The sequence below is a fragment of the Rufibacter latericius genome (genome assembly GCF_003721515.1).
Lineage (GTDB): Bacteria > Bacteroidota > Bacteroidia > Cytophagales > Hymenobacteraceae > Nibribacter > Nibribacter latericius.
Genome location: NZ_RJJD01000003.1, coordinates 364805 through 381723, shown reverse-complemented (window position 1 = coordinate 381723; position 16919 = coordinate 364805). Strand labels below are relative to the sequence as shown.

Annotated in this window: 16 protein-coding genes; 8 read left to right on the top strand and 8 right to left on the bottom strand. The window is 51.2% G+C overall.

All coding sequences use genetic code 11. The features are described 5' to 3' along the window. Nucleotides 1-402 precede the first annotated feature (402 nt). The gene (locus EFB08_RS23975; RefSeq protein WP_317125589.1) at nucleotides 403-636 is read right to left on the bottom strand and encodes a hypothetical protein; all 234 of its coding nucleotides are present in this window, start codon (nucleotides 634-636) and stop codon (nucleotides 403-405) included. Between the two features lie 27 nt (nucleotides 637-663). Next, on the bottom strand, nucleotides 664-954 hold the full coding sequence (locus EFB08_RS23970) for a transposase (RefSeq protein ID WP_317125588.1): 291 nt from the start codon (nucleotides 952-954) through the stop codon (nucleotides 664-666). A 525-nt stretch (nucleotides 955-1479) separates the two neighbouring features. On the opposite strand from EFB08_RS23970, the gene EFB08_RS07230 reads away from it, so the two are divergent. Then, entirely contained in the window at nucleotides 1480-2379 is a 900-nt protein-coding gene (locus tag EFB08_RS07230) for a hypothetical protein (protein ID WP_125077673.1), read from the top strand. A 124-nt stretch (nucleotides 2380-2503) separates the two neighbouring features. Here EFB08_RS07230 and EFB08_RS07225 read toward each other — a convergent pair whose 3' ends face one another. The 4 genes from EFB08_RS07225 to EFB08_RS07210 form a co-directional block, all read right to left on the bottom strand. After that, nucleotides 2504-3088: a TMEM175 family protein gene (locus EFB08_RS07225; RefSeq protein WP_123126262.1), complete on the bottom strand. Its 585-nt coding sequence runs from the start codon at nucleotides 3086-3088 to the stop codon at nucleotides 2504-2506. A gap of 217 nt (nucleotides 3089-3305) precedes the next feature. After that, the gene (locus tag EFB08_RS07220; RefSeq protein ID WP_123126261.1) at nucleotides 3306-4115 is read right to left on the bottom strand and encodes a hypothetical protein; all 810 of its coding nucleotides are present in this window, start codon (nucleotides 4113-4115) and stop codon (nucleotides 3306-3308) included. A gap of 150 nt (nucleotides 4116-4265) precedes the next feature. Then, nucleotides 4266-4958, bottom strand: coding sequence for an alpha/beta hydrolase (locus tag EFB08_RS07215; RefSeq protein ID WP_123126260.1), 693 nt, complete (start codon nucleotides 4956-4958; stop codon nucleotides 4266-4268). 213 nt (nucleotides 4959-5171) lie between these two features. After that, a complete protein-coding gene (locus EFB08_RS07210) occupies nucleotides 5172-5978 on the bottom strand; it encodes a hypothetical protein (RefSeq protein WP_123126259.1) in 807 nt (268 codons plus the stop codon). A 199-nt stretch (nucleotides 5979-6177) separates the two neighbouring features. Between EFB08_RS07210 and EFB08_RS07205 the strand changes: the two genes are divergently transcribed. From EFB08_RS07205 to EFB08_RS07175, 7 genes are all read left to right on the top strand, one after another. After that, on the top strand, nucleotides 6178-7083 hold the full coding sequence (locus EFB08_RS07205; RefSeq protein ID WP_123126258.1) for a S66 peptidase family protein: 906 nt from the start codon (nucleotides 6178-6180) through the stop codon (nucleotides 7081-7083). Between the two features lie 83 nt (nucleotides 7084-7166). Further along, complete coding sequence (locus EFB08_RS07200) at nucleotides 7167-7874, top strand: N-formylglutamate amidohydrolase (protein ID WP_123126257.1); 708 nt, start codon at nucleotides 7167-7169, stop codon at nucleotides 7872-7874. A 114-nt stretch (nucleotides 7875-7988) separates the two neighbouring features. Continuing rightward, nucleotides 7989-8822: an alpha/beta fold hydrolase gene (locus tag EFB08_RS07195; protein WP_123126256.1), complete on the top strand. Its 834-nt coding sequence runs from the start codon at nucleotides 7989-7991 to the stop codon at nucleotides 8820-8822. Nucleotides 8823-9038: 216 nt separating this feature from the next. Further along, entirely contained in the window at nucleotides 9039-9530 is a 492-nt protein-coding gene (locus EFB08_RS07190) for a hypothetical protein (RefSeq protein ID WP_227006246.1), read from the top strand. A 221-nt stretch (nucleotides 9531-9751) separates the two neighbouring features. Then, entirely contained in the window at nucleotides 9752-10948 is a 1197-nt protein-coding gene (locus EFB08_RS07185) for an SDR family oxidoreductase (RefSeq protein ID WP_262707470.1), read from the top strand. Between the two features lie 131 nt (nucleotides 10949-11079). Further along, on the top strand, nucleotides 11080-12504 hold the full coding sequence (locus EFB08_RS07180; RefSeq protein ID WP_123126254.1) for an erythromycin esterase family protein: 1425 nt from the start codon (nucleotides 11080-11082) through the stop codon (nucleotides 12502-12504). A 108-nt stretch (nucleotides 12505-12612) separates the two neighbouring features. After that, on the top strand, nucleotides 12613-13788 hold the full coding sequence (locus EFB08_RS07175) for an MFS transporter (RefSeq protein WP_123126413.1): 1176 nt from the start codon (nucleotides 12613-12615) through the stop codon (nucleotides 13786-13788). A gap of 32 nt (nucleotides 13789-13820) precedes the next feature. On the opposite strand, the gene EFB08_RS07170 is transcribed toward EFB08_RS07175, so the two are convergent. Both EFB08_RS07170 and ggt read right to left on the bottom strand, forming a co-directional pair. Beyond that, nucleotides 13821-14591, bottom strand: a complete 771-nt coding sequence (locus EFB08_RS07170; RefSeq protein WP_123126253.1) for a DUF5995 family protein — start codon at nucleotides 14589-14591, stop codon at nucleotides 13821-13823. A gap of 323 nt (nucleotides 14592-14914) precedes the next feature. After that, complete coding sequence (gene ggt / locus EFB08_RS07165; protein WP_123126252.1) at nucleotides 14915-16606, bottom strand: gamma-glutamyltransferase; 1692 nt, start codon at nucleotides 16604-16606, stop codon at nucleotides 14915-14917. Between the last annotated feature and the right edge of the window lie 313 nt (nucleotides 16607-16919).

Sequence of the window (16919 nt, the reverse complement as noted above, 5' to 3'; positions counted from 1 at the left end):
GCCAGTTTGAAACTGGCGCCAGTTACAAACTGGCAATTTTTCTTCTCCAAGTTACCGCTTCGCTCAAACTTGAAGTATGGGTTCCTTTTTAGGTTGTTTTCATGAAAATGGCTTGAAACAAGGGTACTCTTGTGCAAGTCTCTTTACATGCCGCAAGTTTGAACGAAGTGGTAACTTGTGGCTTGCTTTAATTGCCAGTTTGCAACTGGCGCCAGTTGCAAACTGGCAAATACTTCCACTCCAAGTTACCGCTTCGCTAAAACTTGAAGTATAGGTTCTTTAGAAGCCGTTTTCGTGAAAGGACTACAAACAAAGCCAAATCTTTATGATTCTTCTTACAAGCCCGATCATGCCCCTTAAGCTATGCCGCAAGTTGCCGTTTCGCTCAAACTTGAAGTATAATCACTCTATCAATATCACTTCCACCATTCCTTTACCACCTGCATAATCAATAGCACTGCTATACAAATACTCCTGCGGCTCCCGTACAAAGCCGGCTTCTACAGGGTTTTGATGGACGTAGTCTAACTTTTGTTCTAGCAGGAAATTAGAGTTGAGTTCAATGGGATGGTTGTGCTGCTGCCAGAATTGGTACCGCTGATTGTTGCTGTTGCTGCGGCCAGCTGTTTCAAACATCTCTAGCAGCCACTCTTTTCTGCTTTCCTACGGATTATCGGCAATAGCTTTGAGGATGGTCTTAGCGGTGTGCTTTTTGAGGTCGCGAATTATTCCTTCTAAGGGGTTTTGACCGGTGGTGCCCAGAATGGCATGGACGTGGCTGGTCATGATGCACCACGCATAAACCTCCAAACCCTTGTGCTGGATGCAGTAGTTGAAGCTATCTACCAATATCTCCTTGTACACAGGACGAACAAAAACATCTACCCAGTGCACCGTGGAAAAGGAAACGAAATGCAGCTTGCTTTGGTCATGGATGCGGTAGTGGCGGCTCATAAATTGTAGAAGTATTTCATTCCTATACGATTTGAGTACTTCAAGTTTGAGCGGAGCGGTAGCAAGGAGTGAAAACAATGGCCTGTTTGCAACTGGCGCCTTTGTAACCTGGCAAATAGGTGAGCCACAAGTTACCGTTGCGCTCAAACTTGCGCCATGTAAGGGGGATTTGTGAATGGACGAATTCCGACCTGAAAGCTAGTTTCCTTTATGAAAAGGAGGGAATCCACAACAAGCAAAATCTATTCAAATGTAGCTTCCAAGGTTATTCCTTTTTTAGCTGAATATTCTAACTTTACAAGCAATTTCACTCCCCTAAACTAAGCATGGAAACTGGGTTAAAAGCAGGAGCGGATTTCTCCTGAAATCCCGGGTTTCCGAATTTCCATTTCTTCCCCCACTATTTTGTTGATCTACGGGTTGCCCGGTTTGATAACCGGTTTGTGCCCCGCTTACTTGGGTACAGTAGCCCTTTGCGGTATTACCATGAATTCAACCTTCTGCTAACCTATTTACCCGAAAACTATGCCGAAACGTCTACTCACTTTATTTCCCCTTTCCATGCTCCTTTTCTACCTGGGTGGATGCTCCAGTAAAAAGGAAGAAGATCCCGAGCCGGAACCTGAGCCGGTAACGGTGAAATGCAGGTTGCTCAGGGAGCAGGTAGTGAATCCTAACCCGACCCAGAGCTTCACGCGGGAGTATGTATTCACGGGTACCCAACTCATAGGGGTGGAAGATGCCTTTGAGACCAATCCGCCTTCCAGTAATAGTATCAGGTTTGAGGTGGATGCAAATGGAAGAATCAGCCGAACGGTTGTGATGGATAAGAATGGCAATCTGTTGCAATACTTCCTCTTTGAGCATAACCCGGAGGGTTTGATTAGCCGGGTGGATTGGTATACCCGAAGCGGAAGTTCCGGTCCTCAGCCAGCTTTGAGTACCACCAGAGAGCATACCTACAACGCCCAAAAGCAGTTGGTAGCCAGTAAGAACTTCCAGGGGACAGGTTCAACCCGACGGATCCTATCAGATTACACGTTCACCTATAATGACAAAGGAAACCTGGCGCAGGTGCGGGAATACCGGGCTTTCAACTATCAGAGTTCCGGGGCTTTTAATGACATTGTCGTAAAAACCACCTTTACCCACGATGACAAGATTAACCCGTACCATGAGTACAGTACCCAGAACTATTTGCCGCCAGGGTTATTGATCCCGAACCTATCGCCAAACAACATCCTCACCATAACATCCATGACCACGTTAGAAGGAACCACCTACGGGCCGGGCAGCACCTTTGACGCCGCTCCGCTCAACTTCACCGGGAAAAACACCTACACTTACACCAAAAATAATCGCCCGGCAACCGTAACCGGGTCTTTGGGAGTTACCAGAACCTTCACCTATGTCTGTGAAGAATAGAGTATAAGCACCTGTCTGAACGATTGAAATGAGCCTAAAAGCAAAAGCCCGGGAAAATTCCCGGGCTTTTGCTTTTAGGCTCATTTTTGAAAAAGGAAGGAAAAACGATTGAGTGCGCTGAAGTCTACGCCTCAACTTTGTCATACACCTTCTCAATGCGCCTGTCAGGGATAAGCCACATGAAGGCCACCAACACGTAAATTGCTCCCGCCACCCACGGAATAACGAAGGTTGCGCCTATGGCCGCCAGGTACAGAAAGGGAGAGATTTTACCTTTCAGGTCATTGCCAACCGCCATGGCCAGCATAGATTTCCTTCCGTTCTTTTTAATGATGAGTTGTTCCAGGATCCAGTACGCCACCGAGGACATGAACAGGATGATGCCATACACGGTCATGGCAGGAGCCGCGAAATGGTTTTCGCCCATCCAGCCGGTGGCGAAGGGAATCATAGAAAGCCAGAAAAGGAGGTGCAGGTTCGCCCATAGAATGGGGCCGTTCACTTTTTCAGTACTGTGCAGCATATGGTGGTGATTGTTCCAGTAAATGCCCACGTAGATAAAGCTGAGCACGTAACTCAGGAAAACCGGAACAAGCGGCAAAAGGGCTTCAAACGTACGCTCATGGGGTATTTTGAATTCCAGCACCATGATGGTTAGGATAATCGCGAGGACGCCATCGCTGAAGGCTTCTAGTCTTCCGGTTCTCATGTTCTTCTGTTTTTTTGCCAAAAGATACACGCTGTTCGCGTTTCTTTAACAAAAAATAAAAAGAAGGTCAAAAGCTCCATCAAAATGGGAGCGTGAAAGCAAGCTGGCACTTGGTAGCTTTTTAGGGGCAGCCCTCTTTGAAAAGGGCAATCCTCCTTTAAGCAAGAAGCGCCAGAGGAAACCCCCAGGCGCTTCTTTTAAATTAAAACTTTCCGCGTTAGAAACCTCCTAATTCGTTTCTGCCCCGGCTGGAATTTTGTGACGAGGAAGTGTCACCGGTGCTGCCCATTCCGCCGCCGTAGGTGCTTTCACCTCCCGGGCCATACCCCGTCAGGTTGCCCGAGTTGGTGCCATAGGAGTTATTTCCCCAAGTGCCGCCCTGATGTCCGCCGGTATAACCCTGGCCTCCGCCATAGTTGGTTCCGCCGTAAGAACTGCCCATCCCGGAACCATATCGTTCAGAATAGGACCTGATGCCGTAGTTGGGAATCCCTCGGTCTGAGTGCAACCCAGACTCGCCTAGTCCACCGCCAAATTGAGAACGGTTGTAGCCATCGCGGTCGCCGGAATAATACGCTTGCTCGTCTTGGTGGGAGCCATACCGCTGCTCGCTGTTGAGGGTGTTGAACCTATCCGAAATGCCGTCGAAACTGGAGATGCCGTACCCCTGCCGGATGTTGCCCATCAAGTCATCATCTTCGCCGCCTCTGGGCAGGGTAGGGTCATTCCGGAAATCGTCCTGGTAGGTCTGGCCAAACCTATCCTGGTCATGGCTGTAATTGCTTTGGTACGGATGGTGCCCGTTTCGGTCGGTTCGGTATTGGGTAGAGTTGCCGTAAGAACGTTCCTGGTGGTGGTCATACTGGTGTTGCCCGTAAGGATTCTGTTGATGGTGGGCGTAACGGTGAAGGTGTTGGTTGTCGTGGCTCATGTCACGGCCCGGCCTTTCGTTTTGGTGGGGTTGGTAGTTCTGGTGCCTGTTTTGGTGTTGACCGTAGTCATTCCAGTCTCTGTTGTCTCTATTCATGATCTTCAGATTAAGGTGAACAAAACACTACCCGATTTTTAACGGGAGCCAACGGGCATGGTTTAAACCCTTCCAGGAGACCGGGTGTGTTTTCAGGAGATCGGAAAAGAAAACCGAGCCTAATTACAACCTGTGAAGAAAGTGGTGGGGCTACTTTAAAAACCACTCAATAGCCGCCAGCGAAACGTTGGCCGGAATCTCATGCTCCCCGTCAAACTCCAGGTAGTTTACCTGCAAGCCCTGGCGCTTTAATTCCCGGTTCACTGATCTTCCGCAGGGATCAATGGGCAACACACCATCATGGACTCCATGCGAGAGGAAAGCGGCTGGTAAGCCGTGTTTTTCGCGGGTAAAAGCAAATCCCGGCGAAAAGGCGATGACGTGGGTGAACAGATCTCCGTTGGTTAAGGCCATGCACAGCGCATAGGAAGCCCCGTCAGAAAAGCCCCCGATGGCAATCTTGCCGGGGTTTATGGCATAGTTCTCAAAAACCTGCTTTAAAGCCTGATCCATGTAAATGGCATCGGGGCCGAAGGAATCACTTACAATGACATCCCAGGTGTACTTGCGGGAGGGCGGCGCAATCAGAATGAGGTTGTGGGTATCGGCGTACTTCTGGAGAAGCCACATGCCCTGCTCGGGGTTTCCGCCGGAGCCGTGCAGCATTACGGCCAGGGCGGCGGGTTTACTGGCGTGATACCCCTTAGGAACGTATAGCAGCCCATCTTTGACCGAATCTAAACCCAAGGGGTGAATTCCGGGGTAAACTTCTTTCCCCGGAGTAGGAGCCGAAGGGCGGGCCGTCAAACGGCCATTGCTGTAGCTATCTCTGATGGGCTTCATCTGACTACCTCCTTTACAGTGAGACAAAATGATGCTTACGGCAAAAACCAAAACGGTTATGCCATAAGGTCGAATGTTGCGCAGAAAAAAGGATGATTTTGAAAACATAATCGCTCTGCCAAATGCTAAACAGCAATTCTGGTTTACGATTTTCCTTTTGAGGCAGGTGTTTTAGGGCACCGTTTAAGGAAACAGGCCTAAAACCAGAAAGGGCTACTCTGCTGGAAGAAACTCCGCTGGAGTGGTGGTTTCTGCTACGGGAGAAAGGGCTACGCTGAAAAGCAATTCATTCCGGTTCTTGCCCACTACCGCAATGGCTTCCATCTTGCGCAGGCAGTAAGTGATTTGGCGGCACCGGTGCAAGGGCAGTCGAAGGGCTTTTTCCAGGTCTTTGTTTGAGAAAGGCTGGGGAAGGGTAGAGGGTAAGAACTGCAGAAAATCTTGGGCGGTGGCGAAGCGATGCGTGCTGATGACCTCCAGAAGTTTCCGGTCTTTGATGCTGACTTTCTTGCGGTGTTTGCTTCCTTTTCCATCACGGCAACGCACTTCTTCCTCCCTGATAAATGGGAATTCCAGCGTAAATCCCTCGTGCATCACCAACTCCGGCAGACGCACCAGTTCCTCGAAAATATCCGTCAGAGCCCCACGATACGAAGATTTGCGCCGCGAAAGCACCGAGGTTCCTTTGTTCTCCACCTGCACCACCCATTTCTCATATGTGATAGGATGAACCAGATGCACCGGGTGCTCTTTCAGCAAAGCCTTCAGTTTGGGCCTGATGGCAGTGAAGTTGCGGGTCTGGATTTCCACCAACTGGCTTCCCCGCACCAGATCAATCACAAACCCGCCCACCGGCACCTCAAACCGATCCTGTGGCTGCGCATACCACTGCTTTAACCCGATGTGCAACGACCGCTCATTCTGGATGTTGATGCCGTTTCGCTCCGCCTTGCCTGCTTTCTTTTCTTCTGCCTCCGCCAATGTCTGACTCTCCTGATTAGTGGCTGCAAAACTACGCATTCTCTGACAGGCTTTTCAACCGAAGAAGATATGCAACGAAAGTGTAAAGGCGTTTAGAGGCAGATTCTTGGGAAATGACCCAAAAACAGAAAGATGTCTACTGGAAGAATGCGGCTTTATAAGGAGGAATATACGGCTTTTGAAAGGCAAGCCAACTCAGATATCCTATCCCTCGTTCCGAAGGAAAAAGGACAATACCATGATCATTCCCCCTTTCCTGGAAACAGGTGATAAAGTTGGCGTTTTGAGTACCAGCAGCTTTACGGAGCAATCGTATGTTGACCAGTTGGTTGACATTCTGAAGGAATGGAAACTGGAACCGGTGCTGGGGAAGACCGTAGGAGCCCGCCACGGAAGCTTTGCCGGATCAGACGACCTCCGTAAGAAAGACCTGCAGCACATGCTGGACAACCCCGAGATCAAAGCCGTCTTGCAGACTACGGGGGGCTACGGCATCATCAGAATCCTGGACCAGGTTGACTTCAGTAAGTTCAAATACAGCCCCAAGTGGTTGGTGGGCTACAGTGACACCACTTTTCTACACAGTCACGTGCAGGGCATGCTGAGTACGGCCACCATCCATGGCACCATGGCCGCCGATCTGGAAGCCGGTTTTCAGGCCCAATCCTGGGAAACGCTTCGGAAAGCCCTGTTTGGCGAGAAATTGAAGTACACCGTGAAACCTCATCCGCTGAACCGGATGGGCTCTTCTGAGGGTACGCTGGTAGGCGGCACCACCAGTGTGCTGTGCAATGCCAAAGGCACCATCTCAGAGGTGAATACGAATGGTAAAATCCTGTTCCTGGAAGAAGTGGGCGAACATAAATTCCGGCTAGACAGTTACCTGACTTCTTTGAAAAAAGCCCGCAAGTTTGAGTACCTCAAAGGGTTGGTGGTAGGGCACCTGGTGGAGATCGAGGAAGATGATCCGCCCTTCGGTAAAACCCCAGAGGAGATTGTGCTGGATGCGGTGAAAGAGTATGATTTTCCGGTATGTTTTGGGTTTCAGGCCGGGCACGGGAAAGTCAACAAAGCCCTGATTCTGGGTGGATCGGTGGAGTTGGAGGTCACGGAGAAAGGAAGTACCCTTGCCTTTTCTTCCTGAGGCTAACCCTTGTTCAGAATTTCCGTCCTTTTATGTTTTCAGCCTAGTTACCAGAAAACTGGCCCTAAACCTACACTGCTGCCATGACCACTACCTGTATTCTCACCTGCGAACACGCCGGAAACGACATTCCTCAGAAATACGAGTCTCTTTACAAGGGAAAGGAAGAAGTTCTGTATTCACACAAGGCTATGGACTTTGGGGCGTTGCGGCTGGCAAAACACCTGGCGCAGGAGTTGGGTCTGCCTTTGTTCTACACTACTACCTCAAGGCTGCTGGTAGAGGGCAATCGGTCGCTGGACAATGAGGAGCTATTTTCGGAGTACACCAGGCAACTATCGGAGAAGGAGAAGCAGGAAATTCTGGAGCAGTACTATTTCCCGCATAGAAACGAAGTAGAGGAGAAAGTTCGGGCTCAGGTGGAGGCTGGAGAAAAGGTGCTGCATTTGGCGGTGCACACGTTTACCCCGGTAAAGGAAGGGGAGGTACGGGAAGCGGAGATCGGGATTTTGTTTGACCCGGACCGAAGTTGGGAAAAAGAGGTTGCCGCCAGACTAAAAGCCGAACTTTCAAACCAGAATCCTGGCCGGAAGGTGCTGGACAACTCGCCTTATCCCGGGGTAGATGACGGCCTGCCTACCTACCTGCGCACCAAATTCAACAATGACCAGTACGCCGGATTTGAGCTGGAGATAAACCAAAAGCTCTTCCTGCACGGTGAACCCGAAGTTTGGCAACAGGTCCTCCACGAAATGGCCGCCGCCCTGAAGGTGATTTTAAATAAGAAGTAGACCGATGATTTTCCTGGTAGGAGAAGTAAACTTCCTGAAAGTTTAGAAGTAGGAAAGAGTTGTGCTTTTGTTAAGCCACCAGACCTGAATCCAGAAATCCTAAAAGCAGCGATTATGGAAATGCTCATCAAAAACAAAGATACCCATCTGTTTACCCTGGCTTTTCCTAAAAGCGGGCGTGAAACGGTCATCTTGCTTCATGGTGGGCCAGGGGTTCCGCACGGTATGACTTTTCTGGTGAAGTACCTTTCCCGGTATTTTCAAGTGATTATGTTTCACCAGCGGGGAACCCTCAAGTCTCCTAATCCTTCTCATGACTACTCGCTGGAGGGGTATACTTCAGACATCAACCGCATTGCTGAGCTATTTCAACTTGAGAAGTTTCACCTGTTCGGGCACTCCTGGGGTGGGCTGTACGCCCAGATCTATGCGCAGGAAAACCGGGATCGGCTATTGAGTTTGTTTCTGTGCAGCCCCGCCTCGGGAACTGGCCGGCAATGGGCGGAGACCTCTCTGGAGATTACCCGTTACAACCGTAAGAAAAGCAGTCTGCCGGAATTTGTCGCCCTGAACCTGAACGCGGGGCTGGGACTGTTGGGCAGTGACCAGGGGTATAAGCGGTTCTACAGCCAGGCTCTGAAGAATTTCAGTCGAGGGTTCAGGGAGTCACATTCAGAGTATTTTGCGGTGGAGTGCATCAAGGCAAAAGCCATTAACCAGACCATCAAGACTATATTGATTGCTCCTTTGCTTCCCATCCGGCAGGACCCAGGATGCAAAGTCACCATTACCTTCGGAGACCAGGACATTATTGGTAAAACCAGAAAGTATGTGCTGGAACGCTTCCCTGCCGCTTCCCACTACACCATTCCTGCAAGCGGCCACATTCCCTGGTCACACAACCAACCGGAGTTTGTGAGAATCCTGAAGGAGCATTATTCCTTTTGAAGTAAAAGCCTTTGATAGAGGTTTTTAGGTCTAAGTTTTGGAAACTTTCAACAAATCTTCTGGTGCAGTATGAAGGCCCCGATGTTCTAAACCTATCCTTCCCTTTTAGTCGTAAACCCCAAATGTGTTTCTGCTTAAGGGAGGCGCAAGCAAAGAAATCCTCAAAATCAGGAAGTTAGGCTGGAAGAATCAACCACCATTTTAAAGGAGCGATCTATGACAGGAAAAGCAATAGTTTACGGGTTGGTGGCTGGAGCCGCCGGAACGGTCGCCATGACCCTGGCTGAGAAAATTGAACAGCGGTTTACAAAACGCCCTAATTCTTACGTGCCAGCTCATACCTTGGAAAGGCTTCTAGGCCTTCCCTACCAGCCCGACTCCCAAAGATTAGGTCTGAACTGGACAATGCACTGGGGGCAAGGCATTCTGATGGGTGCTTTTAGAGGCCTGATGGCGGTACATGGCTTTCGGGGTCCGGTGGGGTCCTTTCTGTTCATGAACCTCCGGTTGCTCGCTGATCAAACGCAAGAGAACATGACCGGCGTAGGAGCGCTTCCCTGGACCTGGCCCAGAGACGAACAAGCTATTGACTTATTACACAAAGGCATTTACGCCTTCACTACAGGGTTGGTAGCCGATACCCTTTTGGAAGGACCTAACCAAACCCCAGATGCCCGGGAAGGCTGGACTTTGGGTGAGAAAGCCTAAAATCAGGTTGATTGCTAGCCTCCCCAACACTTGCCAGACAGCTTGGTATTTCCGTTTGTTTTGGATTAAGGCGAGACCCTAAGTCTTTTCTCAGGGAGCTTCCCCATCTGCGGAAAGCCCGCACAGGTCATGTGGAAAATACCTAATTCATTTATTTCCATAAACTTAAGCGAAAGGGGGGCGTACCTCTTTACCTGAGTTGTATCTAAATGAAGAATCATATGGTTGTAGTTATCACCGGTGCGTCTAGTGGCATAGGCCGTGCCACTGCCCTGGAATTTGCCCGCAAAGGGTGTGATTTGGTGCTGGCAGCCCGTTTTGGGGCCGGTTTAGAAGAAGTAGCCCAAGAATGCAATCGTCTGGGCGGCCGAGCCCTGGCGGTACCCACCGATGTGGCAAACGAAGATCAGGTAAACGCCCTGGCAGCCGAAGCCCGCGAAGCCTTTGGCGGGTTCGATGTCTGGGTGAACAACGCGGCCGTGGGGCTTTTCGGGCACTTTGAGGAAATCCCTACCCAAGACATCCGGCAGTTGATGGAAGTGAACCTGTTTGGCCATATCTACGGGGCACGGGCCGCCATCCGGCAGTTCAAGGCGCAAGGGCACGGCATCCTGATCAATGTTTCTTCCATGGTGGCGCTGGTGGGGCAACCGTTCTCCATTCCGTACACTACCAGCAAGTTCGCCATTCGGGGCATGAGCATCAGCTTGTCCCAGGAACTAGCCGATGAAGAAGATATCCATGTTTGCTGCGTGATGCCGGCCGTCATTGACACGCCCATTTTCCAGCACGCGGGCAACTACATGGGCCGGGCGGTGAAGGCTCCCAAACCGGTGATTCCGGCCAAACGGGTAGCAAGAACCATCTACCGCCTCACCCAAAAGCCTCAGGAGCAGGTTACCGTAGGCAACATGTCCCGCATGATGCGGTTCCAGCGGCTGGTGTCTCCCGCTTTGCTTTTTGACAAGTACATGCAGAAGATGATCTCCACCCAGCATTTCAAACGGAAACCATCCAGAGCGTTCCAGGGCAACTTGTATGAACCTATCACCAACTGGAACAAGGTGAATGGCGGCTGGCTTCCCGAAGACTCCGGAAAAGGAAAGAAAATCTCGCTGATTGCCGGACTCGCCTTGGCCGGTACCCTGGGTGCCTGGTACTATAACCGGTTAAAAAGGCAAGCTGGTCCGGCTAACTTCTCCTCTGATTTTGATGATGCAAGGCCTTTGCCACCAATTCACCCAGAACCGCCTTTACCAGCCGAAACCTTCCACGCGCATCACCGCAGCATCATTGTCAACCATGACACCACTGCCGGAATGCACGACAGCACCATCATCAGCCACGGAAGTGCCACCGGAAATCACGGCGTTACCGGCAGCGGCCTGGGAGGGGAAACAGAAGGGCTATCGGGTTAAAAAAGGCATACGGTTGGCGTGAGCAGAAGGGGTTAATTCTTTTTCATAAGATATAACCCCTTCTGGTCACGTGACCTTTAAAATTCATTGCTTTCACCACAACATCTATTCAACGCAAAGGAAAGTGCTGTATGAAGAATTGGAAGAGAAATGCCCCGCGCTGTTGTTTTCTGTTTTTGGTGTGTTTTCTGATTTTCGGCTGTAAAGAGACCGCCCAGACCCAAGCCGGAGACGTGCAAACCGCCCAAGCGGTGGCTCCTAAAAAAGACAAATCCATTACCCTCACCATTCCTAATCACCCGCTCCGGAACGAGCGCGACCTGGACGTACTGTTACAGGAAATCGGCGATGCCAAGGTGGTGTTATTGGGTGAGGCCTCGCACGGCACCTCTGAGTATTACGTCTGGCGGGCGGCCATCACCAGGCGTTTGATGCAGGAGAAAGGGTTTGATTTTGTAGCCGTGGAAGGGGAGTGGGCCGATTCTTACCGGGTGAACCAGTTCATCAAAGGACCCCGAAGGGACAGTCTGGCCGCCGTTTCCTTGCTGGAGCAGTACAACCGCTGGCCTACCTGGATGTGGGGAAACCACGAAGTGGCTTCATTGGTAACCTGGCTGAACGGCTACAACCAAGACAAACCCGCCAATGCCAAAGTAGGCTTCTTCGGCCTGGATGTGTATTGCCTGTGGGAGTCTATGACCGAACTTATGCCTTACATCAAGAACAACCCCGAGCTGGTGAAAGTAGCCAAAGGAGTACACAAGTGCTTCCAGCCCTTCTCCTCCGATGCCATGCAGTACGCCGAAGCGGTTGCCTCAGCCTCGGCCAATTGCCGCACCGAAACCAACCGGCTCTGGAAAGAGGTTCAGCGGCAGAACCCACCTGAAGGGACTAAGCCTACCGAAGCCCAGTTTGTGGCGGATCAGAACGCGTTGGTGGCCTTGAACGGGGAGCGCTATTACCGGGCCGCTGTGAGCAGCAACACCGAATCCTGGAATATTAGGGACAACCACATGGCCCAAACTCTCAAACGCCTCCTCGACTTCCACGGTCCTGATTCCAAAGCCATCGTCTGGGAACACAACACCCACGTAGGCGATGCCCGCTACACCGACATGGCCGCAAGCGGCGAAGTGAACGTAGGCCAACTGGTGCGCAAGGAGTACGGCGAAGAGAACGTGTTCATCGTGGGGTTCGGCTCTCACCGAGGCTCCGTGATTGCCGCCAGCAGTTGGGGAGCGCCCATGAAGAGCATTAACGTACCGCCTGCCACGCAGGGGAGCTGGGAACAGATTCTGCACCAGTTAAGCCCTACAGACAAAATCATCCTGTCTAAAGATATCCGGGAAAACAAAGTATTGAACCGTCCGGTAGGGCACCGGGCCATTGGCGTGGTGTACAACCCCAGGTTAGAGCATCTGGGCAATTACGTGCCCTCGGTGATGCCCAAACGCTACGATGCCTTTCTCTACATAGACAGTACCCGGGCTTTGAGACCCATCCAGACCATTACCGCCCGGAACGAACCGCCCGATCTTTACCCCTCCGGCACGTGATTCCGTAGAACCCATTTTAATCCCGTTTTCTGAAAGGGCCGGCTAAACAAGAATTTTGTGCTTTCCCTCAAAATTAATAGCGCATCTTTGCGCCATTATTCCAGTACCATGCAGTTAATACAAAAGCAGCGGGTTGCGCTGAGTGTCTTCTTTTTCCTCTCCGGATTTAATTTTGCCAGCTGGGCTTCCCGAATTCCTACCATTAAGCAAGCTTTGCACCTGAACGAGGCAGAACTGGGCACCGTGCTGCTCACCATGCCGGTTTCATCCTTGATTGGAGTGCCCTTGTCTGGGTGGCTGGTGTCTAAATTTGAGACCCGAATTCCGCTGGCCGTAGGGTTTCTGTTGAATTCCATCGCGCTTTCATTTATTGGGTTAGCTTCTACGCCGGTTGCTCTGGCCATGGTGCTTTTTCTGTTTTCACTGAGCATGCGCATCTTCAACATCGCGGTGAATACGCAGGCCATTACCGTACAGAAGCAGTTTGAGAAGAAAATCAACGGATCTTTCCATGGGCTCTGGAGCACCGGCGGCATCATGGGCGTAGGATTTACCACCTTGCTCATTACCCTCAAAGTGCCCATGGTGCCGCACCTGATTACTGTATCTATCCTCAGCTTTTTGGCTACCGTACTGGCTTTCCGCTTCTTAATTCAGAACGACACCGCTACCTCGGGCAATAAACAGTCCTTCAAGAAACCCGATCCTTACATTCTGTACTTAGGTTTGCTGGTGTTCTTTGCCGCGGTTTGCGAAGGGGGCATGTTTGACTGGAGCGGCATTTACTTTCAGCAGGTAGTGCGCGAAGAGGTGTTCACGGCCGGGTACCTCACGTTTATGTCTTTCATGGCGCTCTCGCGGTTTATGTCTGATATCATCATCGACAAGATTGGCATGAGAATCACCTACATGCTGAGCGGGGTATTTATTTTCTCTGGAATCACCCTGGCCATCCTGTTCCCCAGCTTCTGGCCCGCCATGATCGGGTTTTCCATGGTGGGGTTTGGTACCGCCTCTGTGATTCCCATGACCTACACCCTGGCCGGGGCCTCTAAAACCTATTCGCCGGGCATTGCCATCTCGCTCATCGCCACCTTCGGGATTGTGGGCATGCTTATCGGGCCGCCCATGATCGGGTACCTGGCCCACGCGTTTAACCTGAAGGTTTCGTTCATCGCCTTCGCCTTGGCGGGTCTCATGCTCATTCCCATTGCCCGGTTGTTCTTCCGGATGGAGAACTCTACGACCGATGCTGTTGAGGTAGAAGCGAAAGAGGTAGCCTAAAGTTGTCCGTAATAAAGGAAGAGCTATAACCTTCAGCTTAGGCGCAGTAATCTGATGTTTGTGGCCGGCAGGCGCCATTCTGAGGTCCGGATGGTTTTGAGCATGATTCTCAAAAACTGCCCCAAAGGGTGCGCTATTCGGTTGGCGAGCGCGGCTATTTTCTGGTCTCTCATCTGTAAACAGGTCTGAAACGGCAGGCCAGAGGTCAGGTGTAAGTCTTCGGCAAAGCGCCAGGCACCTTCCCGGGCAACCTGAATACTGAAACCCGTAAGAAGTTCATCATGGTTTTTGCCGTAAACATCCAGCAGACGGAACAAGGGAGACACTTTGCCCAGGTTGTCCTGCACGCGGTCTACCATGGCTTTCAGGATGGCGTTGATGCGGTTGAAGTCATTTCTGATCAATTGAATATCCTGGCCTTTCATGACCTGTGCCGTAGCAATGCCCAGATCCAGGTTGATGTGGGCGTTAATGCCCAGCAACAGGTGCTGTAGAATAATAGCCTCAGAAGATCCACAGTTTCTAAAGGCAACTTCCCAGGAAAGGGTTGGTTTCTTCCCCGCTTTCCAAAGGCCCCACGCTTCTAAGTAACGGTTGGCGAAGACCACATCCAGGAGTTCCATGCGGGGATTATCATCAAACTCGTGCTTGAGAATTCCTTCCTTCACCCGGCAGGTGACGCAGTAATACAGGACAGCAAAATACCCGGCCCTGTCGTTGGTCATGATACAGTGCTGAATGATTTTGTCAAGTTCAGCAATAACCTCATCTGTAGTGGTACATTGGTCTTGAACAGCTTGCATATTCCTTCCCTTTAGAGCTTAACTAATTTACCCAATTTCAAGGACAATTCGGTGAGAGTCAGGAAGGTAATTGCGCGTTTTTAAGGTGTTTATTTTTTGCTAATCGATGCAAATTCTATCGTTAAAGGTAAGCTGATTCCTTTTAGAGTACCTCTTCCAAGGTCTGTGATTCCTCTGTTTAAGGGCTAGTTTCCGAAAAAGGCACAGAAAGTATCCGTCCCTAGTGCCCGGGCAGGAAACACTAATCAACAAAAAGCAAAGGCTGAGTGCCAGAAATTGCCTTTACATGATCCCAGTTATCTGAAGGCAAAAATAAGGCAGTTTCAAAAACCCGCAGCCGCATCATCTCCCCGTGGGTCTGCCCCACCTTCCAACCGACCATCTGGTAACACCTTGATACCTGCCGCCCGACCGATTCCGCCGTATTTCGGAGCGATTTTATGACCCTTGAGCCAAAGCCCGGCACCCGTCCCGAACCCCAGGGCACCCCATTCTGAGAGCACCCAATTGGGTTTCCATTGGTGGTGAAACCGTCCGGCACTGATGGCGCCCTGCATGGTGTGGCCGTGCTCCGTTACGTTCTGGATGATCTGGTACACGGTAGTAATGATGGTGGAACCGCCCATAGCCCCTACCACCATGAACAGTTTTCCGTCTTTTTCCAGGATGGTAGGCGTCATGGAACTGAGCATGCGTTTGTTGGGAGCAATGGCATTTGCTTCCTCGCCCACCAATCCGTAGCTGTTGGGAAACCCCGGTTTTATGCTGAAATCGTCCATCTCGTTGTTCAGCAGGAAACCCGCGCCACCCACAAAGACCTTACTCCCGAAACTGCTGTTAAGGGTAGTGGTCACCGAGACCGCATTTCCCTGGGCATCTACAATAGAGTAGTGCGTGGTATGGTTGCCCTCGGGCAGTGGCGGCACTCCCGCCGATACTTTCTCGCTGGGAGTGGCTTTCTTAGCGGAATAGCCTTTCATCCTGCTCTTGATGTACGTGGGGTTCAATAAGCCACTGACCGGCACCTCATAGAAATCGGCGTCGCCGAAATGCCGGGCCCGGTCGGCGTAGACTCTTCTTTCTGCCTCTATCATGAGGTGAGCCGAGGCCATAGTGTTCCAACCCCATTGTTTCACGGGATAGTCTTTGGCCAGGGTGAGCAGTTGGATCAAGGCGATTCCGCCGCTGGATGGGGGAGGCATGGAGATGACCCGATAATCACCCACTTGCCCGGTGATGGGTTTTCGCCAGACCGCACGGTAAGCCGCCAGGTCAGCTTTGGTGATGATGCCGGTGCCGCGTTTCATTTCGGCCACGAGGGAATCTGCGGTGGGACCCTCATAGAAACCAGCCCGACCTTTGTCCCGGATGAAGGCCAGGGTGCGGGCCAGGTCCTTCAGGCGTAAAGTGTCGCCTTCGCGCCAGTGGTCCTTCAGGATAAAACCGGGCCGCCGGGTGTTGTATTTGAGAAAATCCTTTCGTTGCTCGTTCAGCTTTTTAGCTTCTTTTTTGGTCAGGGGGAACCCATTAGAGGCGAGGAGAACGGCAGGTTGTACCAATTGGGCCCAGGGCAGGTGGCCGTATTTCGCGTGCGCTTGTACCATGCCGTCTACCGTACCGGGCACGCCGGGGGCCAGATGCCCTTTGTAGCTTAGGTTCTCGATGACTTCTCCCTGGCCGTTCAGGTACATGTCGCGGTGGGCTTTAGATGGCGCCTTTTCACGGTAATCCAGGGTGTTCAGGGTACCATCTTGTAGTCGGAGAACCAGGAACCCGCCCCCTCCAATGTTGCCGGCATCGGGGTAGACCACAGCCAACGCAAACTGAACCGCTACTGCTGCGTCTACGGCATTGCCGCCCCGCTTTAAGATTTCGGCACCTACGGCAGAGGCCAGCGGATGCGCAGAGACCACCATGGTCTGATGGGTGATCAGCCCTGGTTTATGAAGGTTTTGGCTTGAACAGCCTGCCAGCCCGATGAAGACAAGGAGAAAGGTGATTTTCCTGATGAACACGCCCTTAGGTTTAAGTCCAAGACAATTAAACCCTTCTCTTTACCGAAAGGAGGCAGCAGAGGTTTGCTTACCACCGGTAAACCGAACGTATAGCGGCAAATAAAGGAAAGGCTAAGGCCTGAAGTAGATAAAAGCAATGCTCTATTGGATTGTAAGAAGACAATGCCTACCTTCCTTAAAGATAGCCTACCTATCTCCGGGAGGAAATTGGATTTCACCTGTGGTAAAAAGAATTGGACACCCTGCCTAGTGAGTAGCGGATTAAAGCCCTTAATTCTGTAAGGCCGTTTTAACCCTGTTTTCTGGAAATATA

What these genes read in the sequence shown, in the direction of transcription:
- EFB08_RS07215 (WP_123126260.1), bottom strand. Translation starts at nt 4,958, where the DNA reads ATGAAGCCCATCAGAGATAGCTACAGCAATGGCCGTTTGACGGCCCGC.
- EFB08_RS07180 (WP_123126254.1), top strand. Translation starts at nt 11,080, where the DNA reads ATGAAGAATTGGAAGAGAAATGCCCCGCGCTGTTGTTTTCTGTTTTTG.
- EFB08_RS07225 (WP_123126262.1), bottom strand. Translation starts at nt 3,088, where the DNA reads ATGAGAACCGGAAGACTAGAAGCCTTCAGCGATGGCGTCCTCGCGATT.
- EFB08_RS07190 (WP_227006246.1), top strand. Translation starts at nt 9,039, where the DNA reads ATGACAGGAAAAGCAATAGTTTACGGGTTGGTGGCTGGAGCCGCCGGA.
- EFB08_RS07205 (WP_123126258.1), top strand. Translation starts at nt 6,178, where the DNA reads ATGATCATTCCCCCTTTCCTGGAAACAGGTGATAAAGTTGGCGTTTTG.
- EFB08_RS23970 (WP_317125588.1), bottom strand. Translation starts at nt 954, where the DNA reads ATGAGCCGCCACTACCGCATCCATGACCAAAGCAAGCTGCATTTCGTT.
- EFB08_RS07195 (WP_123126256.1), top strand. Translation starts at nt 7,989, where the DNA reads ATGGAAATGCTCATCAAAAACAAAGATACCCATCTGTTTACCCTGGCT.
- EFB08_RS07210 (WP_123126259.1), bottom strand. Translation starts at nt 5,978, where the DNA reads ATGCGTAGTTTTGCAGCCACTAATCAGGAGAGTCAGACATTGGCGGAG.
- EFB08_RS07200 (WP_123126257.1), top strand. Translation starts at nt 7,167, where the DNA reads ATGACCACTACCTGTATTCTCACCTGCGAACACGCCGGAAACGACATT.
- EFB08_RS07185 (WP_262707470.1), top strand. Translation starts at nt 9,752, where the DNA reads ATGGTTGTAGTTATCACCGGTGCGTCTAGTGGCATAGGCCGTGCCACT.
- EFB08_RS07230 (WP_125077673.1), top strand. Translation starts at nt 1,480, where the DNA reads ATGCCGAAACGTCTACTCACTTTATTTCCCCTTTCCATGCTCCTTTTC.
- EFB08_RS23975 (WP_317125589.1), bottom strand. Translation starts at nt 636, where the DNA reads ATGTTTGAAACAGCTGGCCGCAGCAACAGCAACAATCAGCGGTACCAA.
- EFB08_RS07170 (WP_123126253.1), bottom strand. Translation starts at nt 14,591, where the DNA reads ATGCAAGCTGTTCAAGACCAATGTACCACTACAGATGAGGTTATTGCT.
- EFB08_RS07175 (WP_123126413.1), top strand. Translation starts at nt 12,613, where the DNA reads ATGCAGTTAATACAAAAGCAGCGGGTTGCGCTGAGTGTCTTCTTTTTC.
- EFB08_RS07220 (WP_123126261.1), bottom strand. Translation starts at nt 4,115, where the DNA reads ATGAATAGAGACAACAGAGACTGGAATGACTACGGTCAACACCAAAAC.